15 protein-coding genes are annotated in these 19,060 nt (G+C 48.5%); 12 read left to right on the top strand and 3 right to left on the bottom strand.

Annotation, left to right across the window (positions count from 1 at the left end; translation table 11 throughout):
- Positions 1-601: 601 nt before the first annotated feature.
- Together SHD_RS00805 and SHD_RS00800 are read right to left on the bottom strand one after the other, a co-directional pair.
- Positions 602-1,507 carry a helix-turn-helix transcriptional regulator gene (locus tag SHD_RS00805; RefSeq protein WP_011718636.1) on the bottom strand — a complete coding sequence of 302 codons (906 nt, stop codon included), beginning with the start codon at positions 1,505-1,507 and terminating at the stop codon, positions 602-604.
- A 56-nt stretch (positions 1,508-1,563) separates the two neighbouring features.
- Entirely contained in the window at positions 1,564-2,460 is an 897-nt protein-coding gene (locus SHD_RS00800) for a formate dehydrogenase accessory sulfurtransferase FdhD (RefSeq protein WP_023265406.1), read from the bottom strand.
- Between the two features lie 295 nt (positions 2,461-2,755).
- Between SHD_RS00800 and SHD_RS00795 the strand changes: the two genes are divergently transcribed.
- The 12 genes from SHD_RS00795 to SHD_RS00740 all read left to right on the top strand — a co-directional run bounded on the left by SHD_RS00795 (position 2,756) and on the right by SHD_RS00740 (position 16,462).
- A complete protein-coding gene (locus SHD_RS00795; RefSeq protein WP_039976978.1) occupies positions 2,756-3,220 on the top strand; it encodes a DUF3305 domain-containing protein in 465 nt (154 codons plus the stop codon).
- Positions 3,220-3,891, top strand: a complete 672-nt coding sequence (locus SHD_RS00790) for a DUF3306 domain-containing protein (RefSeq protein ID WP_023265404.1) — start codon at positions 3,220-3,222, stop codon at positions 3,889-3,891. The genes SHD_RS00795 and SHD_RS00790 overlap by 1 nt, the downstream gene beginning before the upstream one ends.
- 186 nt (positions 3,892-4,077) lie before the next feature.
- Complete coding sequence (locus SHD_RS00785) at positions 4,078-5,739, top strand: 4Fe-4S binding protein (RefSeq protein WP_023265403.1); 1,662 nt, start codon at positions 4,078-4,080, stop codon at positions 5,737-5,739.
- A 10-nt stretch (positions 5,740-5,749) separates the two neighbouring features.
- Complete coding sequence (locus SHD_RS00780) at positions 5,750-6,427, top strand: TorD/DmsD family molecular chaperone (RefSeq protein WP_023265402.1); 678 nt, start codon at positions 5,750-5,752, stop codon at positions 6,425-6,427.
- Positions 6,428-6,594: 167 nt separating this feature from the next.
- Positions 6,595-6,792, top strand: a complete 198-nt coding sequence (locus SHD_RS00775; RefSeq protein WP_023265401.1) for a twin-arginine translocation signal domain-containing protein — start codon at positions 6,595-6,597, stop codon at positions 6,790-6,792.
- 17 nt (positions 6,793-6,809) lie between these two features.
- A complete protein-coding gene (locus tag SHD_RS00770; protein WP_023265400.1) occupies positions 6,810-9,662 on the top strand; it encodes a molybdopterin-dependent oxidoreductase in 2,853 nt (950 codons plus the stop codon).
- Positions 9,663-9,688: 26 nt separating this feature from the next.
- Complete coding sequence (fdh3B, locus tag SHD_RS00765) at positions 9,689-10,285, top strand: formate dehydrogenase FDH3 subunit beta (protein ID WP_007651894.1); 597 nt, start codon at positions 9,689-9,691, stop codon at positions 10,283-10,285.
- Between the two features lie 49 nt (positions 10,286-10,334).
- On the top strand, positions 10,335-11,363 hold the full coding sequence (locus SHD_RS00760) for a formate dehydrogenase subunit gamma (RefSeq protein WP_023265399.1): 1,029 nt from the start codon (positions 10,335-10,337) through the stop codon (positions 11,361-11,363).
- 369 nt (positions 11,364-11,732) lie between these two features.
- Positions 11,733-11,933: a twin-arginine translocation signal domain-containing protein gene (locus SHD_RS00755; protein ID WP_011074131.1), complete on the top strand. Its 201-nt coding sequence runs from the start codon at positions 11,733-11,735 to the stop codon at positions 11,931-11,933.
- A gap of 17 nt (positions 11,934-11,950) precedes the next feature.
- Positions 11,951-14,803: a molybdopterin-dependent oxidoreductase gene (locus tag SHD_RS00750; protein WP_023265398.1), complete on the top strand. Its 2,853-nt coding sequence runs from the start codon at positions 11,951-11,953 to the stop codon at positions 14,801-14,803.
- A gap of 29 nt (positions 14,804-14,832) precedes the next feature.
- The gene (fdh3B, locus tag SHD_RS00745; protein ID WP_011627524.1) at positions 14,833-15,402 is read left to right on the top strand and encodes a formate dehydrogenase FDH3 subunit beta; all 570 of its coding nucleotides are present in this window, start codon (positions 14,833-14,835) and stop codon (positions 15,400-15,402) included.
- A 76-nt stretch (positions 15,403-15,478) separates the two neighbouring features.
- Positions 15,479-16,462, top strand: coding sequence for a formate dehydrogenase subunit gamma (locus SHD_RS00740; RefSeq protein ID WP_011627525.1), 984 nt, complete (start codon positions 15,479-15,481; stop codon positions 16,460-16,462).
- Between the two features lie 79 nt (positions 16,463-16,541).
- On the opposite strand, the gene SHD_RS00735 is transcribed toward SHD_RS00740, so the two are convergent.
- Complete coding sequence (locus tag SHD_RS00735) at positions 16,542-18,599, bottom strand: TonB-dependent receptor (protein ID WP_039976991.1); 2,058 nt, start codon at positions 18,597-18,599, stop codon at positions 16,542-16,544.
- Positions 18,600-19,060: the final 461 nt, after the last annotated feature.

The following is a 19,060-nucleotide window of genomic DNA, read 5'->3' as shown; positions in this document are numbered from 1 at the left end:
TACTCGCCAAACGGCAGAGTAATTTCGATTAACTCAACACCTGTGAGTGTCCACACAGATTTCTTGTTTAGATTGTTAAAGAGCATTTGACCTCGGCTTTCGCGTTACCGCTCAGCGGGTCAGGGCTGCGTATTCTACGCATTTCCCGTGTCGCGTCAAGGCGTTTTTGCAAACTTCTTGTCGCTTTCGAATCAAGTGCACATTTTGCATTCAATTCGTACTGTCACCGCATTCGCTTTCGCTGTCTGCCGTGTCAGTGGATGCGCATTATAGGCAGCAGAACTTTTTGTGCAAGGGCTTTTTTGAAGTTTTTTGCATTATTTTTCAAATGCCTTTTTACACCCAATCTAGGCACAAGCTGCCCACGAGTTATTCCCAGAGTTATCTACAATCGCGGTATTTTTCACCATCACATGCCATCAAAAATCCCCTAAGTGAAACGATTTATCACTCAATACAGATGCAAGTTGCAATATTAAAGAAGGAATAAAGATGAAATTCGGCAATGAGGATAGGAACGGTAAATAGAGGAAGTCGCGACCTTATACTTATATAGCTATATAAAAGTATAAGGTCGTGCAACGCGCGCTCACTTGTGGTGTTAATTAGCACTCCACAGTAACTGGCCGCAATCGGTAAGATCGTACCCACCTAATAACGAGGCCATTTGACGCGTGTGTCCGCTACTTAACATAGTAAAGAGCTGTTGCAGTTGTCTACGGAAGTAAATGCTTTGCGGCATCACAAAGTCGAAGGACTCTTTGACGAGAGGAACGAAGCTTAAGCCGCTCTCTAGGGCAACGGATTGGCAACCGAAACCAATGTCGGCATCACCCCGTGCTATATATCCTGCGAGTTCACGCTCGCTATAGGCCGTTAGCACCACATTGAGTTGATCTAAACGTGCCCCTTGCTTTAATAGCCATTGTTCTAAATGTTGCTGGCTACCAGCGCCACCTTGGCGGCTGACCCAACGCCAAGGCAAGGTGAGTACCTTATCCTCTTCTTGGCATCTGTGGTGCATATCGGTACGCATGATCAAGCCTTGTTGGCGGGAATAGCCATGCACCATGATCCATTGTTGGTGGTTCTGATAACCTTTAAGTAAGGCTGGATGACGGATATTCCTATCCTCCATGCTACCCCAGTGCAGAGTACAGACGTCGGCATAGCCCTTTGCTAATAGCTCTAACCCGAGACGCGAACCCGTTGCGCTGTAACTGATCAGTTCACGGCTCCCCACCTGTGCCATCAAGCGCGCCACTAACATAGAAAGCAGGGGATCATCGCTGCCAGTGATCAAGAGTCGGTCGGTCAACATGCCACTATGGCAGGAGTCCATCACCCAACGGTCTATTAGTACCTTAGGGAATAGCCATTTACCGGTGATTTTCGTTGCTGGCAGAATGCGGTCATTCGCCATGGCGTAGACTTTCTTTTCGTTCAGATCTAAATACTCAGCAACCTGCTTCGCGCTCATGTAAATCAATTCACTGGCGGATGTCATCTTATATCCTTGTCGTCCTATCTCTTCTAAATTCAACCGATACCATCATTAGCGGCTTATTTGCCTGCAGTGGTATTCGCATCAAATTCAATATTTTCACTACCGTGATAGATCAAAAAGTGGCGCCCTTTCGCCCGGGCAATAATGGTGATACCCAGCTGCTGCGCAAGCTCTAGCCCCATTTGCGTCACGCCACTTCGCGACAGCAGTACGGGGATCCCCATCTTGGCAACCTTGATCACCATCTCTGAGGTGAGTCGCCCCGTGGTGTAGAAAATCTTGTTATCGCCCCGATCCTGAGCCAACCACATATCGCCCGCTAAGGTGTCCACGGCATTGTGGCGCCCTACATCTTCTACGAAAGCAAGAATTTGGTCGTTCTCGCAGACACCGCAGCCATGAACTGCACCGGCATTCTTATAAGTGTCATTATATTCATTGATATTTTTAAGCAAACTGTAGAGCGTACTTTGCTTAAGGCTTGGTGTGGGCAGCTGGATATCATCTAAATCCTGCATAAAACTGCCATAAACTGTTCCTTGGCCACAGCCTGAAGTCACGGTTTTTTCCGATAGTTTTTGCTCGATATCGGCGGTTTGCTCGCGGGTTAACACGGCGGCGGAGTTCACATCCCAATCGACAATCACTGAATCCAACTGACTGACATCGGAAATAAAGCCTTGATTTTTAAGATAACCTAACGCGAGCGACTCGGGTTTAGCCCCCAAAGTCATCAAGGTCACAATTGGGCGCCAGTTTAGGTAAACCGTTAATGGTCGCTCACAGGCAACATGCTTATCGATCACTTCGCCCGATTCATCTACGGCCTTGACGGCAATCGTTAGCGGCACTTCAGCCTGAGTTTTCACGAAAGTGAAGGCTGGCTTCGCAGGCGTTGGATGGTCATTGTGCTGTGCTTGCTGAGCAATATTAGAACTATTATCAGAGATCATACTGTTACCGCTTTACATTTGATGGCATCAGCATAGCAATATTTATACCTAGGTATAAAACTCTCGGTGAAATGCGTGATATGCCGCAATTATGAATATTGCACTGGGTGTAAATGTCCCAGACAAAATGACCCAATAGACAAAATGTCCTAAATTTGCCCCTATTTTGATGATCTACCTCAAACTAATTCCCCATCTTTAATGGCATTAATATTGCAGAGACCTTTTATCCTAATCAGTTGGGGAAATAGAACCACAAACGAGGTTCACCCCACTCAGTTGAAACGGAGAGACAATGCAACATACCACTAGTGTTTGGCCTATGTACGTTTCACTCAAAAAAGTAGAGAAACAAATGGGTCGTTGGACCTCGGTGCAATGGGAAATCGATCATCTACTGCCCGCCACCCACGAAGCGCCCGAAGGCGCTACCTTAGTCCTACTTGAACTACATAAAGATGAGCGCGCCAGTTATCGCATTAACCTCGATATGGACAATGCCATGCTGTACTTAGTGTGCGATGAAATGGCAGACGGCACTTGGGTGCCCGCATTACTCTCGGCAGATCAAAACGTTGCTGCGGGTTGCCTAGAGGGCAATACCCCCGTTATCAATATGCTGATGCCGGAGGCAATCGCCTGCTGGATTGAAGCCTTCATCACCCAATACGGTGAAGTAGAAATCGCGGCATATCGTCGCAAGCATGTCGATCACCGTAAAAATCAAGGCCCTAGCCACGACCCACTGCGGAGGGACTAATGGCTGACTCAACTCCAAAGTCTAACGGCTTTTTTAGCCGTTGGAGCCAACGCCGCGAGCAAGTAGCGGCTGAAGAAGCGGCACTGGCTAACCAAACAACGGCCGAAAAAATTGCTGAATCAACCCCAACTACCACTGTTGACCCAGCAATAGTTGAGCCGGCGGCGATAACACCAAACGCCCAAGATGCACTCCCACAACCCGATGAGGATCCAAACCGCATCCTCACCGCAGAAGATTTACCGAACCCTGAAGAAATAGAGATTGGCGGCAGCTTTGCTAAGTTTATGGGGGCCAATGTTGACCCTGCGGCCAAAACGGCGGCGCTACGTGCATTATGGAAACAGCCACATTTCAATGAGATAGATGGTCTCTTGGAATATGCGCTCGACTACAGTAATCAGCCGAAGCTGACGCCAGAGGTGTCCGCCGAGTTAGCCCAAAAAGTATTCCGTTTTATCACCAAAGAGAATGAAGAGTCAGACGAAGATCTGGCCTCAATCCCCAGCGATGCGGTGATGAATACAGAAAATGCAATGGAATCAAAAAACAGTGATGTCAAAACCGAATTAGCAAACACACAGATTGCGGACAATTTGGATGGGGAGACTGATGACCTACCCCAAAATGCACCAGAGCACTTAGCTCAAGAGCTAAAGCCAGTTGTTTAATGTCAGTTTAGCTAATTCTTATGTCCATAACTTTGGTATGTGAATTGCTGTACTAAGAAATAAATACTTAGATAAAAGCAGAAAAGGCAATGACTTAGTCTCCAACCACAGCCTAAATCTGCCGAAAAACAGCTATTAAAGAGCAGCCAGAGTACTGTTCAGGAACGCAATGTGAGCACTCATTTGATGACCAATCAAACCCAGCTTGCGCTAAAACAAGCGCGGCAAAATGTGTTAGCCCAAACGCAAATTTTACAGAATCTGATCCCGCCAACAGTGAGCTATACCACTGAAGGTACAGTACTAATTATTGGCCCCGAAGATCTGGCACGCCTCGCGGCGGACAAATTGTCCACTATGGCGAGCCGTGTGATTTTGGCTAATGAAGCGATTACCAGCCAAGATGAAACTCACCTTGAGCGAGTCATGGCTGCGGCAACGAATGTCGAAAGCTACTACAACAAACTCATTGGCATTAAAGGATTTTTAGGTCAATTCCAGGTCAGCGTTGAGCACCAAGATGGCGCGGCTGAATTGAGTGTTGTTGCTATTCGCAAACCCCATTTCGATTTGATCCTCGATTTAAGCAGCACACCTTGCCTGAATTTAGAGATGCTGCCGCCGGGCTATTTCTATGTCGGTCAAGACGAAGCCAAACTGGCCGATGCGCTGGAGCAACTCCCTGAACTGGTGGGCCAGTTTGATAAACCCCGTTACGTTAAAATCAATGCCGACCTGTGCGCCCATGATCGTAATGGCATCAACGGCTGTAACCGTTGCCTCAACTTCTGCCCTGCGGATGCGATTAGCAGTGTCGCTAAGAAAATTGAGGTCGACCCTTACCTCTGCCACGGCGCTGGTAGCTGTGCGAGTGCCTGCCCGACGGGTGCGATTGGTTATGACTTACCGACGCCACAGGCACTGCATTCTTACCTGAATAAGATTATCAACCGTTACCGTGAGCAAGCCCAAACCGCCCCCGTGATCCTGTTCCACGACAACGCGGTTGGCGCCAGCTTGATAGGTGGCGACTTAGCCGGGGATGTACTCCCCGTTGCCCTAGAAGAAATCACCGTTGCCAGCATTGACCATTGGTTAGCGGCTTTAGCTTGGGGCGCACGCCAAGTGTTAATCCTCAATACCGAGGCGACAGCTCCCACACTCACGCAAATGTTGAAAGGTGAACTCGCTTTAGCCAACAGCATGTTAGATGAAATCGGCCAACCGCAGCGCCTGAGCCTTATCGACCCAAGCATGCTGGCGAATTTGGAGCCGCTGCTCGATATCAGCCTCGATTGGCCGGTGATTGTGCCGGGCGCTTTTGCATCGACCACCAAACGTAACACCTTGTTTGACGCGATTGACCATCTGAACAGCCAGGCAGGTGAAATCAACAGTAGTTTAAGTATCAACAACGTTCCCTACGGCAAAGTCAGCGTCAATGTCGAAAAATGCACTCTGTGCATGTCCTGTGTGGCGATTTGCCCGACCATGGCATTGCAAGATGGTGGCGACAAACCTGCACTACACTTTATTGAGCAAAACTGTGTGCAATGTGGCTTATGTGAGGCGGCGTGCCCTGAGAAGGTCATCAGTCTGACACCACAAATTAACTTTGATAAAGCTGCTCGTCAGCAATTACACACCCTGAAAGAAGAAGCCCCATTCGAATGTATTCGCTGTGGCTCTCCTTTTGCGACCCAATCTATGGTGCATCGGATGCTGGATATGGTCGGCGCGCACAGCGCATTCTCAGCCAATATTGAACGACTGAAAATGTGTGGCGATTGCCGGGTAAAAGACATGTTTGAAGACATTCTTCAAGATCCTGAAAAGCAACTGCGATAAGAGATCCGCTATGACCGAATCAGTAAGACAAGTATCAGAAAACGATCAGTTGAGAGCCGATATCTATCAACTGTTAGCCGCCCTGTTGCGTCGCCATCCAAGCCCTGAACTGCTGCAATTTTTGGCCAATCTTGAAATCGACGCCAATGAAGACAATGAGATGACCAAAGCTTGGTTATCCCTGCAATTGGCCGCCCAGCAGTTCAGCAGTGAACAATTAGAAGATGAGTATTTTGCCCTGTTCCTCGGTGTAGGTTGCGGCGAAATCCTGCCCTATGGCAGCTGGTTTATGACAGGCTCACTGATGGATAAGCCTTTAGCTCTGCTACGCCAAGACTTAATGCAACTCGGTTTTGAACGTGAAGAAAACGTGAAAGAGCCGGAAGATCATGTCGCGGCCCTCTGCGAAGTCATGGGTACGCTTATCCTCGAAGCCCCAGGCTACCGTCAATTGGCATTCTATCAACGCCACATCGGCAGTTGGATTCAGCGCTTCTGCGATGCCGTCAGCAAAGCCCCGAGCGCGGCGTTTTATGCCACGGTCGCCCATCTTGCGAAGGCATTTTTCGAGATGGAAGCCACCGAATTTGAACAACTGAGTTTAGACATTCCCGTCAATTGCCCCGGCAGTGCGGAGTTACAACCCGCCGCCAGCGATTTAGAAAAACAAGTGGAATTAATGAACTAAACTTAAAACGGTTAGCGATACGCAGATTCAGTGCCTGTCGCGTTTTAGTTTGATAGGCAAAGGTGGACTTAAGGTTCACCTTTGCCACAAAAAGGAAGCTTAGGCTTCCACAGTAACCGAGGTGGTCGTGGTATGCATCACCTCACCCAGTAACACAAGGAGACACTATGAAGAAGCAAGCTTCCGACATGGGCCGTCGTCAATTGCTCAAAGCATTGGCACTCGGCAGTGCGGCTGGCGCGGTTGCGACTGTCAGTAGCCAAGCTCTGGCTGCGACCCCAACAGTTGCCCCAAGCGAAACTAAGAGTGACAGCTATCGCGAAACCGACCATATCCGTAACTATTATGCGTCGTTGAACAACTAACCAGAGGAGTGTGTGTGATGCGATTAACCCGCAAAACAGACCAAGTCGTCGAGCCAAAAGTGCCCGCCCTCGGTCTTAATCGTCGCCAATTCTTAAAATCTGCAGGTCTTGCCACTGGTGGTATCGCCGCCGCGTCTATGCTTGGCACAGGTATGATGCGTAAAGCACAGGCGCAGGAACATATCCCCCATAATGCACCAACTGAAGTCAAACGTACTATTTGCTCTCACTGCGCTGTTGGCTGTGGTATCTACGCTGAAGTACAAAACGGTGTGTGGACAGGTCAAGAACCCGCGTTCGATCATCCCTTCAACCAAGGCGGCCACTGTGCTAAAGGTGCAGCTCTGCGTGAGCACGGCCACGGTGAAAAACGCCTGAAATACCCAATGAAGTTAGAAGGTGGTAAGTGGAAGAAGATCTCTTGGGATCAAGCCATCAATGAAGTGGGCGATAAGATGATGGCGATTCGTCAAGAATCGGGTCCAGATTCTATCTACTTTATGGGTAGTGCAAAGTTTTCTAACGAACAGGCTTATTTATATCGCAAACTCGCGGCACTGTGGGGCACAAACAACGTCGACCACTCAGCCCGTATTTGTCACTCTACCACGGTAGCCGGTGTTGCTAACACTTGGGGCTACGGTGCGCAAACCAACTCAATTAACGATATCCGTAACGCTAAGAGCATCATGTTTGTGGGCTCAAACCCCAGTGAAGCACATCCTGTCGCCATGCAACACATTCTGGTGGCTAAAGAGCGCGGCGCTAAGATTATCGTTGTTGATCCACGTTTCACCCGTACTGCTGCTAAGTCTGACGAGTACGTGCATATCCGCCCAGGTACCGATATTCCGTTCATTTATGGCCTGTTATGGCACATTTTTGAAAACGGCTGGGAAGATAAAGAGTTTATTAAACAACGCGTATACGGCATGGAACGTATCCGCGAGGAAGTGAAAAAATATACTCCTGAAGAAGTTGAACACGTTGCAGGCGTACCTAAGGCACAAATGTACCGCGTTGCAAAAATGCTCGCCGAAACCAAACCAGGCACTATCGTATGGTGTATGGGCGGTACTCAGCACCACGTCGGTAATGCCAACACCCGTTCATACTGTATTTTACAGTTAGCACTGGGCAATATGGGTGTATCTGGCGGCGGAACCAACATTTTCCGTGGTCACGATAACGTGCAAGGTGCAACCGACTTTGGTTTGTTATTCGATAACTTACCCGGCTACTACGGTTTAACCTCAGGCGCTTGGGCGCACTGGTCAAACGTATGGGACTTAGATCCGAAATGGGTTGCGAGTCGTTTCGACCAAGGCGAATACCTAGGTCAAACACCTCAAACCTCAACCGGTATCCCCTGCTCTCGCTGGCACGATGGTGTGCTGGAAGATAAAACCAAGATCGCGCAAAAAGACAATATCCGTCTAGCGTTCTTCTGGGGACAATCGGTCAACACCGAAACCCGTGGCCGCGAAGTGCGTGAAGCGCTGAACAAACTTGATACAGTGGTGGTCGTCGACCCAATCCCAACCATGGCTGGTGTGATGCACCAACGTAAAGACGGAGTGTATCTGCTACCCGCAGCCACGCAGTTTGAAACCTACGGTTCAGTGTCAGCCACTAACCGTTCAATTCAATGGCGCTCTAAAGTGATTGAGCCATTGTTTGAGTCGCTGCCTGACCACGTGATCATGTACAAACTGGCGAAAAAGCTGGGTATTGAAAAAGAATTCTGTAAGCACATCCAAGTAAATGGCGAAGAGCCATTAGTTGAAGATGTGACCCGCGAATTCAACAAAGGTATGTGGACCGTTGGTTACACAGGTCAAAGCCCTGAACGTTTGAAAATGCACCAAGAAAACTGGGGCACTTTCGATGTCAACACGCTAACAGCACCCGGCGGCCCTGCCAAAGGTGAGGTTTACGGCTTACCTTGGCCATGTTGGGGCACACCAGAGATGAAACACCCTGGTACCCAAATCCTTTACGATCAATCCAAAGAAGTGAAAGACGGTGGCGGTAACTTCCGTGCCCGTTATGGTGTAGAACACAATGGCGTCAATATTCTCGCCGATGGTTCATTCTCTAAAGGCAGTGAAATTCAAGATGGTTATCCTGAGTTTACCGCCGACATGCTCAAGCAATTGGGTTGGTGGGATGATTTAACCGAAGAAGAGAAAAAATACGCCGAAGGCAAAAACTGGAAGACTGATATTTCTGGCGGCATTCAACGTGTTGCCATTAAACACGGCTGTATTCCTTATGGTAACGCGAAGGCACGTTGTATCGTTTGGACCTTCCCAGACGATATCCCGCTGCACCGCGAGCCACTCTACACTCCTCGTCGTGACTTAGTCGCTAAGTACCCAACCTACGAAGACCGTATGGTTGCCCGTCTACCGACGCTGTATAAGTCCATTCAGGACAAAGACTTTACCCAAGGCTTCCCACTGACACTGACCTCCGGTCGTTTAGTGGAATACGAAGGTGGTGGTGAAGAATCTCGTTCTAACCCTTGGTTGGCCGAGCTACAACAAGAAATGTTTATCGAAATGAACCCGGCAGACGCTGCTGACCGTGGTATTCGTGACGGTGACAATGTCTTTGTTCATAGCCCTGAAGGCGCCAAGATCACAGTGAAGGCAATGGTGACACCACGGGTTGTTCCGGGTGAATGTTTTATGCCGTACCACTTCGCCGGTATCTTCGAAGGTGAAAACCTCGCGAAGAATTACCCAGAAGGTACAGTACCTTATGTACAAGGTGAATCGGCAAACACCATTTTAACTTACGGCTATGACGTTGTGACTCAGATGCAAGAAACTAAGTCCAGCCTTTGCCAAGTTAGCAAAGCCTAACCTACTTGATGAGGAGATAAGCCATTATGGCAGTCATGAAATTTTTGTGTGACACCAAACGCTGCATCGAGTGTAACGGCTGCGTCACAGCATGTAAAAACGAAAACGACTCCGCGCTTGAGTGGGGTATTCAACGTCGCCGCGTGGTGACAATTAACGATGGTCAACCGGGTGAAGCATCGATTTCAGTCGCATGTATGCACTGTACCGACGCTCCTTGCATGGCCGTATGTCCGGCAGATTGTTTCTACCGTACCGACGATGGCATTGTGCTACACAACAAAGATACCTGTATCGGTTGTGGCTACTGCTTCTATGCCTGTCCGTTTGGTGCACCACAATTTCCGAAGAAAACCGCCTTCGGTAGCCGCGGTAAAATGGACAAGTGTACTTTCTGTGCCGGTGGCCCAGAAGAAACCTTCTCTGAAGCCGAGCATAAAAAGTACGGTGCAAACCGTATTGCTGAAGGCAAGCTACCTATGTGTGCTGAGCTTTGTTCAACCAAAGCGCTGCTTGCGGGTGATGCGGAAGTGGTATCAAACATCTACCGTCAACGTATGGCCTCTCGAGGCAATCCTAACGTGATTTGGGGCTACAACCCAAAGACCGGTGAGATTAACTAAGCAGAGTGAAGGTTAGGGAGCCATCCCTAACCTCTGGCAAGGAGTGAAAATGTTAAACAAACAGTTAAACAAATCACTGCGCAGTCTGTTTGCTCTGATGGTACTCGTGATGGGATTGGGCCTAGGCTCAGTAATGAGCGCAAGCCCAGTACAGGCAAGTGATCAGCAATCGAGTCAACAACAGGCGAAAGCGCAAACCAGCGAAGCCGATCTGTGGCGCGCGGTAAAGTCGGGTGAAACCGGCTATACAACGGCCAAAGGGGTCGAAACTGGAGTGTTGATTAACGTTGCCGGTAACCAAGGTAAAGAACTGAGAAACCAATACATCACCCCGATTATGGCCTTGGCTGTAACGGGTGTGTTTGGTGCTTTCTTACTGTTTTACTTGGTGAATGGTCCTTCAAGACTCAGCCACGGCTTTTCAGGCAAGATGGTGGCACGTTGGTCTAAGGCGGATCTTTGGATCCACTGGATCATGGCAATTAGCTGTCTCGCGCTTATGTTTACCGGCTTAACCATTATGCTCGGTAAGCATGTCGTGCAAGAGCTGCTAGGGCCGGACATCTGGGCACCGCTGATCTACGGCAGTAAAACCGTGCACGACTGGGCTGGCCCGATTTTCATCATGGCGTGGATTGTCTGCGTGGTGAAATGGATGCCGCTACAAACCTTTAAAATGTACGATCTTAAATGGTTCTTAGTGGTCGGTGGCTATATCAACTTTGGCCCATTCAAAGGCAAACACCCTGACAGTGGTTTTGCTAACGCCGGTGAAAAAATGTGGTTCTGGACACTGACCCTATTCGGGCTGTTTATCAGTGTGTCTGGCATCATGTTGGTATTACCCGGCTTAGACCTGCCCCGTGAAGCCTCGATGGGCGCGCTGCTGATCCACTCGATCAGTGCCGTTATCCTGATTGCCTTTACCATAGTGCATATCTGGATGGCGACCGTACTCAGTGAAGGCGGAATGGAGTGTATGAAGTCAGGCTATTGTGATGAGAACTGGGCAATCCAGCACCACAATTTATGGTATGACGAAATCAAAGCCAACGGCAGTCTGCGTTATAAAGACTAACGAAAGCCTTAAGCTTTAACCCGATAAAAACACCTCGCACTGCGGGGTGTTTTTTTACCTAGAATCAAAACAACAAACCATTAACAAGTGTTTCATTTTTATCCGATTCTTACGTACTCACACAAGTGCTGAAACCATGAGCGAGTTAACGCTTTTGCCTCAGCGCGCCTGCCTGTCAGGCTGCAAACTGTTCTAGATCAAGTCTTACTCAATCTTTTCCTACTATATTGCCCCCACGCGCGATGATTATCGGCAAACAAGATGATTTCATTATCTTTTCCACCTCTAATCTTCACTTTTTGATAACAAGTTATATCCCCTCGAAAAGCCGCGCGCCTAAGAACCATATCCACTCATTCAGGAGTCAGCATGAAGCAACAACCTAGCGATTTATCTCGCCGTTCTTTGCTTAAAGCGCTCACCGTTGGCAGTGTTGCCGGCGCCGCCATTGCCGCTACCGGCATCAGCGCAGCCCAAGCCAGCGAGAGCAGCAAGGTAACAACCAAAGAGCCTAAGGGTTACCACGAAACTGCGCACATTATCAGCTATTACGATAGCCTGCGTAGCTAATCTAGGAGAAGTCAGCGATGAAGTTAACTCGCAAGTCCGATGTCGCCCAAGTGGCCGACAAACCGACGTTAGGCATTAGCCGTCGTCAATTTATGAAGCAAGCAGGTATTACTACCGGTGGTATCGCAGCCGCTTCTCTGTTGGGTACAGGCATGATGCGCCGTGCAGAAGCCAAAGATGTGCCACACGATGCGCCAATCGAAGTTAAACGTACAATTTGTAGTGCCTGTGCTGTGGGTTGTGGTCTGTATGCCGAAGTGCAAAATGGCGTGTGGACAGGTCAAGAACCCGCATTCGATCACCCATTCAATGCCGGCGGTCACTGCGCGAAAGGCGCTGCACTGCGTGAGCATGGCCACGGTGAAAAACGCCTGAAATACCCAATGAAATTGGTTGATGGCAAGTGGAAAAAAATCTCTTGGGAAGATGCGATTAACGAAGTGGGCGACCAAATGCTCAACATTCGTAAAGAGTCTGGCCCAGACTCTGTGTACTTCATGGGTAGCGCTAAGTTCTCTAACGAAGGCTGCTATATGTACCGCAAACTGGCGGCCATGTGGGGCACAAACAACGTCGACCACTCTGCTCGTATTTGTCACTCTACCACGGTAGCCGGTGTTGCTAACACTTGGGGTTACGGTGCGCAAACTAACTCTTTCAACGACATTCAGAATGCCAATGCCATCTTCCTGATCGGGGCAAACCCAGCGGAAGCGCATCCAGTATCAATGCAACACATTCTGATCGCTAAAGAGAAAAACAACGCGAAAATTATCGTTGTTGACCCACGTTTCTCTCGCACTGCAGCGCACTCAGATCTGCACTGCGCGATTCGTCCAGGTACCGACATTCCCTTTATCTACGGTATGTTATGGCACATTTTCGAAAACGGTTGGGAAGATAAAACCTTTATCCAACAACGCGTATTCGAGATGGAAACCATCCGCGAAGAAGTGAAAAAGTTCCCACCTAAAGAAGTGGCGGATATCACTGGCGTGAGCGAAGAAGTGGTTTATCAAGCCGCAAAACTGATGGCAGAAAACCGTCCAGGTACTGTGATTTGGTGTATGGGTGGTACTCAGCACCACGTTGGTAACGCTAACACCCGTGCTTACTGCATTCTGCAATTAGCCTTAGGCAACATGGGCGTTTCTGGCGGCGGTACTAACATTTTCCGTGGCCACGACAACGTACAGGGCGCGACCGACTTAGGTCTGCTGTTCGACAACCTGCCAGGTTATTACGGTTTAACCTCAGCCGCTTGGACTCACTGGACCCATGTGTGGGATCTGGATATGGAGTGGGTGAAGAGCCGCTTCGATCAAAACGCCTACTTAGGCAAAGATCCAATGACCACCCCAGGTATTCCTTGTTCTCGCTGGCACGATGGCGTGTTAGAAGACAAGAGCAAGCTGGCTCAGAAAGACAACATCCGTATGGCCTTCTTCTGGGGTCAATCGGTCAACACTGAAACCCGTCAACGTGAAGTGCGTGATGCACTAGACAAGATGGACACAGTAGTGGTTGTCGACCCATTCCCAACCATGGCGGGTGTTATGCACCGTCGTAAGAATGGCGTGTATCTGTTACCTGCTGCGACTCAGTTTGAAACTCAAGGTTCAGTGTCTAACTCAGGCCGTTCTATCCAATGGCGTGAGCAGGTTATCCAACCTTTATTCGAGTCAAAAACCGACATCGAAATCATGTACCGTTTAGCGCAAAAACTCGGTATCGCCGAGCAATACACTAAACGCATCGCCAAAGAAAACGGCTTACCGGTTATCGAAGAGATCACCCGCGAAATCAACCGCGGCATGTGGACCATCGGTATGACAGGTCAAAGCCCTGAGCGTATCAAGCTGCACACCCAAAACTGGGGCACTTTCAGCAACAAAACGCTCGAAGCCGCCGGCGGCCCAGCGAAGGGCGAAACCTACGGTTTACCTTGGCCATGTTGGGGCACACCAGAAGCTAAACACCCTGGCACCCAAATTCTGTATAACCAATCCAAACACGTTAAAGACGGCGGTGGTAACTTCCGTGCTCGTTATGGCGTTGAATACAATGGTAAAAACCTGCTGGCTGAAGGCTCTTTCTCTAAAGGTGCCGAGATCCAAGATGGTTACCCAGAATTTACCGATAAGCTGCTGAAGCAACTCGGTTGGTGGGATGACCTGACAGCGGAAGAAAAAGCCGAAGCCGAAGGCCGTAACTGGAAGACCGACTTATCAGGCGGTATCGTGCGCGTGGCAATCAAGCACGGTTGTATTCCATTTGGTAACGCAAAAGCCCGTTGTATTGTTTGGACTTTCCCAGACCAAGTGCCAGTTCACCGCGAGCCGTTATACACAGCACGCCGTGACTTAGTGGCTAAGTACCCAACCTACGACGATATGCAAGTTCATCGTCTGCCAACACTGTACAAGTCAATCCAAGAGAAAGACTTCAGTGGCAAGTACCCACTGGTACTGACCTCTGGTCGTTTAGTGGAATACGAAGGTGGTGGTGAAGAATCTCGTTCTAACCCATGGCTGGCTGAGCTTCAACAGGAAATGTTTGTTGAAATCAACCCAGGTGACGCAGCCGACCGCGGTATCCGCAACGGTGAGTTTGTGTGGTTAGAGGGCGCCGAAGGTGGCCGCATTAAAGTACAAGCTCTGGTAACGCCACGCGTTAAACCAGGTGTGACCTTTATGCCATACCACTTTGCGGGTGTGATGCACGGTGAAAGCTTAGCGCCTAACTATCCAGAGGGCACTGTGCCTTACGTTATCGGTGAATCCGCTAACACGGCACTGACCTATGGTTATGACCCTGTGACTCAAATGCAGGAAACCAAAGCGTCGCTCTGTCAGATCGTTAAAGCGTAAGTGCAGCTTAAGCTAGGAGAATTGCCACTATGGCTACAATGAAATTTTTGTGTGATACCAAGCGCTGCATCGAATGTAACGGCTGTGTCACCGCATGTAAAAACGAAAACGATTCCGCTCTCGAGTGGGGTATCCAACGCCGCCGCGTGGTGACTATCAATGATGGTCAACCCGGTGAAGCTTCAATCTCTGTCGCCTGTATGCATTGCTCAGACGCGCCATGTATGGCGGTTTGCCCAGCAAACTGCTTCTACAGAACCGAAGACGGCATTGTGCTACACAACAAAGATGCCTGTATTGGTTGCGGTTACTGCCTGTACGCCTGTCCATTTGGCGCACCACAGTTCCCGAAAAAAGGTGCCTTTGGTAGCCGCGGTAAGATGGATAAATGTACCTTCTGTGCCGGTGGCCCAGAAGAAAACCACTCAGAGGCAGAGCGCCAGAAGTACGGTTCAAACCGTATTGCCGAAGGCAAACTGCCAATGTGCGCAGAACTATGTGCGACTAAGGCACTGTTAGCGGGTGATGCAGAAGTGGTTTCTAGCATCTTCCGTGAGCGTGTGGCTTACCGTGGCGCTAAAAACGCGGCTTGGAATTAATTCAGGTCACAGGATCTGTCCACAGACTTAGCTTGGCGCCTGCTAGCAGGCGCCACTAAGCGAGAGAGGATGTATGATGAACAAATGGTTCAAACACATAGGTTTAGCCATAGCACTGCTGTTTAGTGCCGTGTGTCTAGCCAATGGTGGTGATGAACAAGCGCTCCAACCTCAAGCCTCTGATGCCCAAATTTGGGCACAGCTGAAGGACGGCGCCACGGGATACACTACCTCCCAAAGCGAGTTCCACGCACAGCCGATCAATACCTATGATCTGCGCGTGCTGGAGCTGCGTAGCGACTGGTTAGCGCCCGCTTTAATGGCAGCGCTATTCGGCATGATCATTATCTTTGTCTTATTTATCAAGGTGAACGGCATATCCAAGCTACACCATGGTTTTTCGGGCAAGCTAGTGTATCGCTGGTCAAAGTTCGACGTTTCAATCCACTGGTTAGGCGCAATCCCGTGCTTAATGTTGATTTTAACGGGCTTAACTTTGTTAGCGGGTCGTTTCTTCTTCCAACCTTGGTTGGGCGAAGGCATCTGGGAAGCCATAGTCTATGGCGCGAAGCAAATCCACGATGTGATGGCGATTCCGTTTATGATCGGCTGGGCATTGATGACAGTGTTATGGGCGAAGAACCAGCTGCCAAAAATGTACGACGTGAAGTGGTTCCTCGTTGTCGGTGGTTACATTAACTTTGGTCCCTTCAAAGGTAAGCACCCTGATGCAGGTTTTGCTAACGCCGGTGAAAAAATGTGGTTCTGGGCCTTCGCTCTGTTCGGGTTAATCATTTCAGCATCAGGTATGTTGTTACTGTTCCCAAATCTTTTCGAACCTAGCCGCACCCTAAGCTTAATCGCGCTGGTATTGCACTCAGTGAGTGCCATCGTGATCTGCGCTTTCTCTATCGTGCATATCTTCATGGCAACGGTAATGTCTGAAGGCGGTATGGAGTGTATGGTGTCTGGTTATTGTGATGAAAACTGGGCAACCCAACACCACAACCTGTGGTACGACGAAATCAAAGCCAACGGCACTTTGAAATATAAAGAGTAAAAGTCGCTGAAAACAAAAACCTCCACAGCATGCTGTGGAGGTTTTTTTATGGATAAAATAAGTACACTAAATCGAGCGCTTAGAAGCGGTACATCACAGAGACACCAAGATTTCTAGGATCGATAATCGCCGCATAACCATCGGGATAACTGCGGCTAGCGGGTTCATTTACTGTCAACGCTTGCTCATCAAATAGGTTGTTTACAAAGCCGCTGATTCTCCAGCTATCGGTTTGGTAATCAAGGCTTAGGCGAGCAACCACATAATCGCCAGCCACCCGTGATTCGGTATTATTGATATCCGCATAATACTCACCCACATAGTTGCCTGAAAACCCGAAAGAAAACGCATCGCCCAACCAATATTTTAATCCTGCATTGGCGGTCACATGCGGCGCCGAGTTCAGCTGATTGCCGATAATGTCACCATAGCTAGGATCCGCTTGTTTGATTTCACTATCGAGTAACCCTACGCCCGAAATAAACTGCAGGTTTTCGGTAAGCATAGCGCTGAATTCAGCCTCAACCCCGTAACTGACGGCTTTATCGATATTGGTAATTTTGCGAGCACTATTAGACGCTTGGTAACCGTCAAAATCGTTGTAGAACAGGTTAGCACTTAAGTTAACATCACCATCCATAAAGGTGCTGCGACTGCTTAGCTCATAGGTGTTGACGTACTCTTCATCGTAGTAGTAATACTCACTTTCGACTAACGATAACGCACCGCCGCCAGAGTTATAACCACGACGTACGCTAGCCGCCAAAGTTGTGCTGTCATTCAGCGCATACTGCAACACTAACTTCGGCAGGGTGACAGTGTTGGCATCATCCAGTTTTTCCTGCAATTGACTGCCTTGATAGAGCATATTGAAGTTACGCAATTGCTCCTCACGCATCACGCGGCCACCGACTGTGACCCAGAGCGAGTCGGCAAGCCCATAGGTCATTTCACCATAAATAGAGGTGGACTTAGTGCTGTCATCACCACTGTAGACAGAGCTACCCGTACTGCCAAAATCTTGGCTACGTTTAAAATAGGCTAAACCAACAAAACCATTGAAATCTTTATCTTTTAGGCCAAAGCTATATTTGCCGTCAACGGTGTAACTCTGGTCGTTCATATCCACATATTGCTGCGCCGTGGCAAGGGCCTCATAGGATTCAAAGCCCCAGTCATAGTCCATATAGGCAACGATAAGATCTAAGGCGCGCCCTTCACCGAGGTCATAATCGGCTTTGACTGAGTGAGTCGTCGATTTAGTCTCGATATAACGTTGAAAAATGGGTTTAAACGCCCAAGGATCATCACCGGTAAAATAATTACGCCCTGAGTCACCTTTCTCATCATTATATGAAAAGCTGTAGAGCACTTTGAGATCCTCAATCGCACTCGGCTGCCACAGGAATTTACCGCGCCAGCGATTGGTAAGCAGTTCATTTTGGTCAAAGGTGGCAGGATTAGTCTCGTACTCCAAACCTTTATTGTAGGTTTGGCCAGTTACATTTTGGCCACTCACCCTAAATGCCAACTCATCATCAAGGATAGGACCAGAGAGCATCACCGCACTGTCGATAAAGTTATCTTGATTGCGGTAACCAACACGAGCCGCCCCTTGCCAATCAAAGGTTGGGTCTTCTGTTTTAATAAACACTGTGCCGCCAATGCTGTTACGACCGTTAATCGTCGATTGTGGGCCGCGGTACACCTCAATTTGCTGGATATCCCACAGGCCAGTATCGCCGGTAAGATCGGCCACGAAAGGCTCTGCGACACCGTCAACTAAGGTAGAAACCCTTGCCCGAGCACCGCCAGTAAAAGAGTTAAATCCCGAGGCTGAACCATTGCCAGAAACCCCACGAATATCCGGTACTGCACCCGTTAGCACGACAACGTTCGGCACTTCAGATAAAGCGCTTGAAGTAGATTGGTATTGACCGCTGTCGAGCGCTTCTTTATCAATCACCGAAATAGAGGAAGTCGTATCCTTAAGACTACGTTCGATTTTCTCACCATAAACAGTAATTTTTTCAATCGGTTCAGAAGATTCCGCGTCCACGCCCGCATAAGCTGAAGATATCAACAAACTCGAAACCATTGCGGCAATTGCACTTTTTTTAAACGCCCTGCATTCCATAAAAACCTCGACGGCACTCATTGATAAAAAGGTATTAACTAAAAATGCCGACAATCTATATTAAAACAACCTTAATCACAATTGATAATCGATATCATTTACATTTCAGATTATTACTTTGTGATACGGCGCATATTCATCAGGAATGGCATAAAAAACATGGGACATTAGGGGACAAATGCGATGACTTTAGTGACAGATAAAGATAGTCGCAGAGCTTTATGAGTTTTTGGGATTTCCTTCACAATCATCTTTATGACTGTTAATGCACTGTAGTATGAACTGTAACTATCAGCATTTTAATTATTAAAATCAATACGATGAAAACATACTGAACTTTAATTACATAACATATAACAACTGTTAGGCTATCCCATGCTAACAGGAAACAAACAAATCCTTATAAAACATTAGATTAGCAATTATCACATTAAGAAAGCGCGTTGCAGAACGGTTAGCCA

Source organism: Shewanella decolorationis S12 (genome assembly GCF_000485795.1).
Lineage (GTDB): Bacteria > Pseudomonadota > Gammaproteobacteria > Enterobacterales > Shewanellaceae > Shewanella > Shewanella decolorationis.
This window is presented reverse-complemented; position numbering and strand designations above follow the sequence as displayed.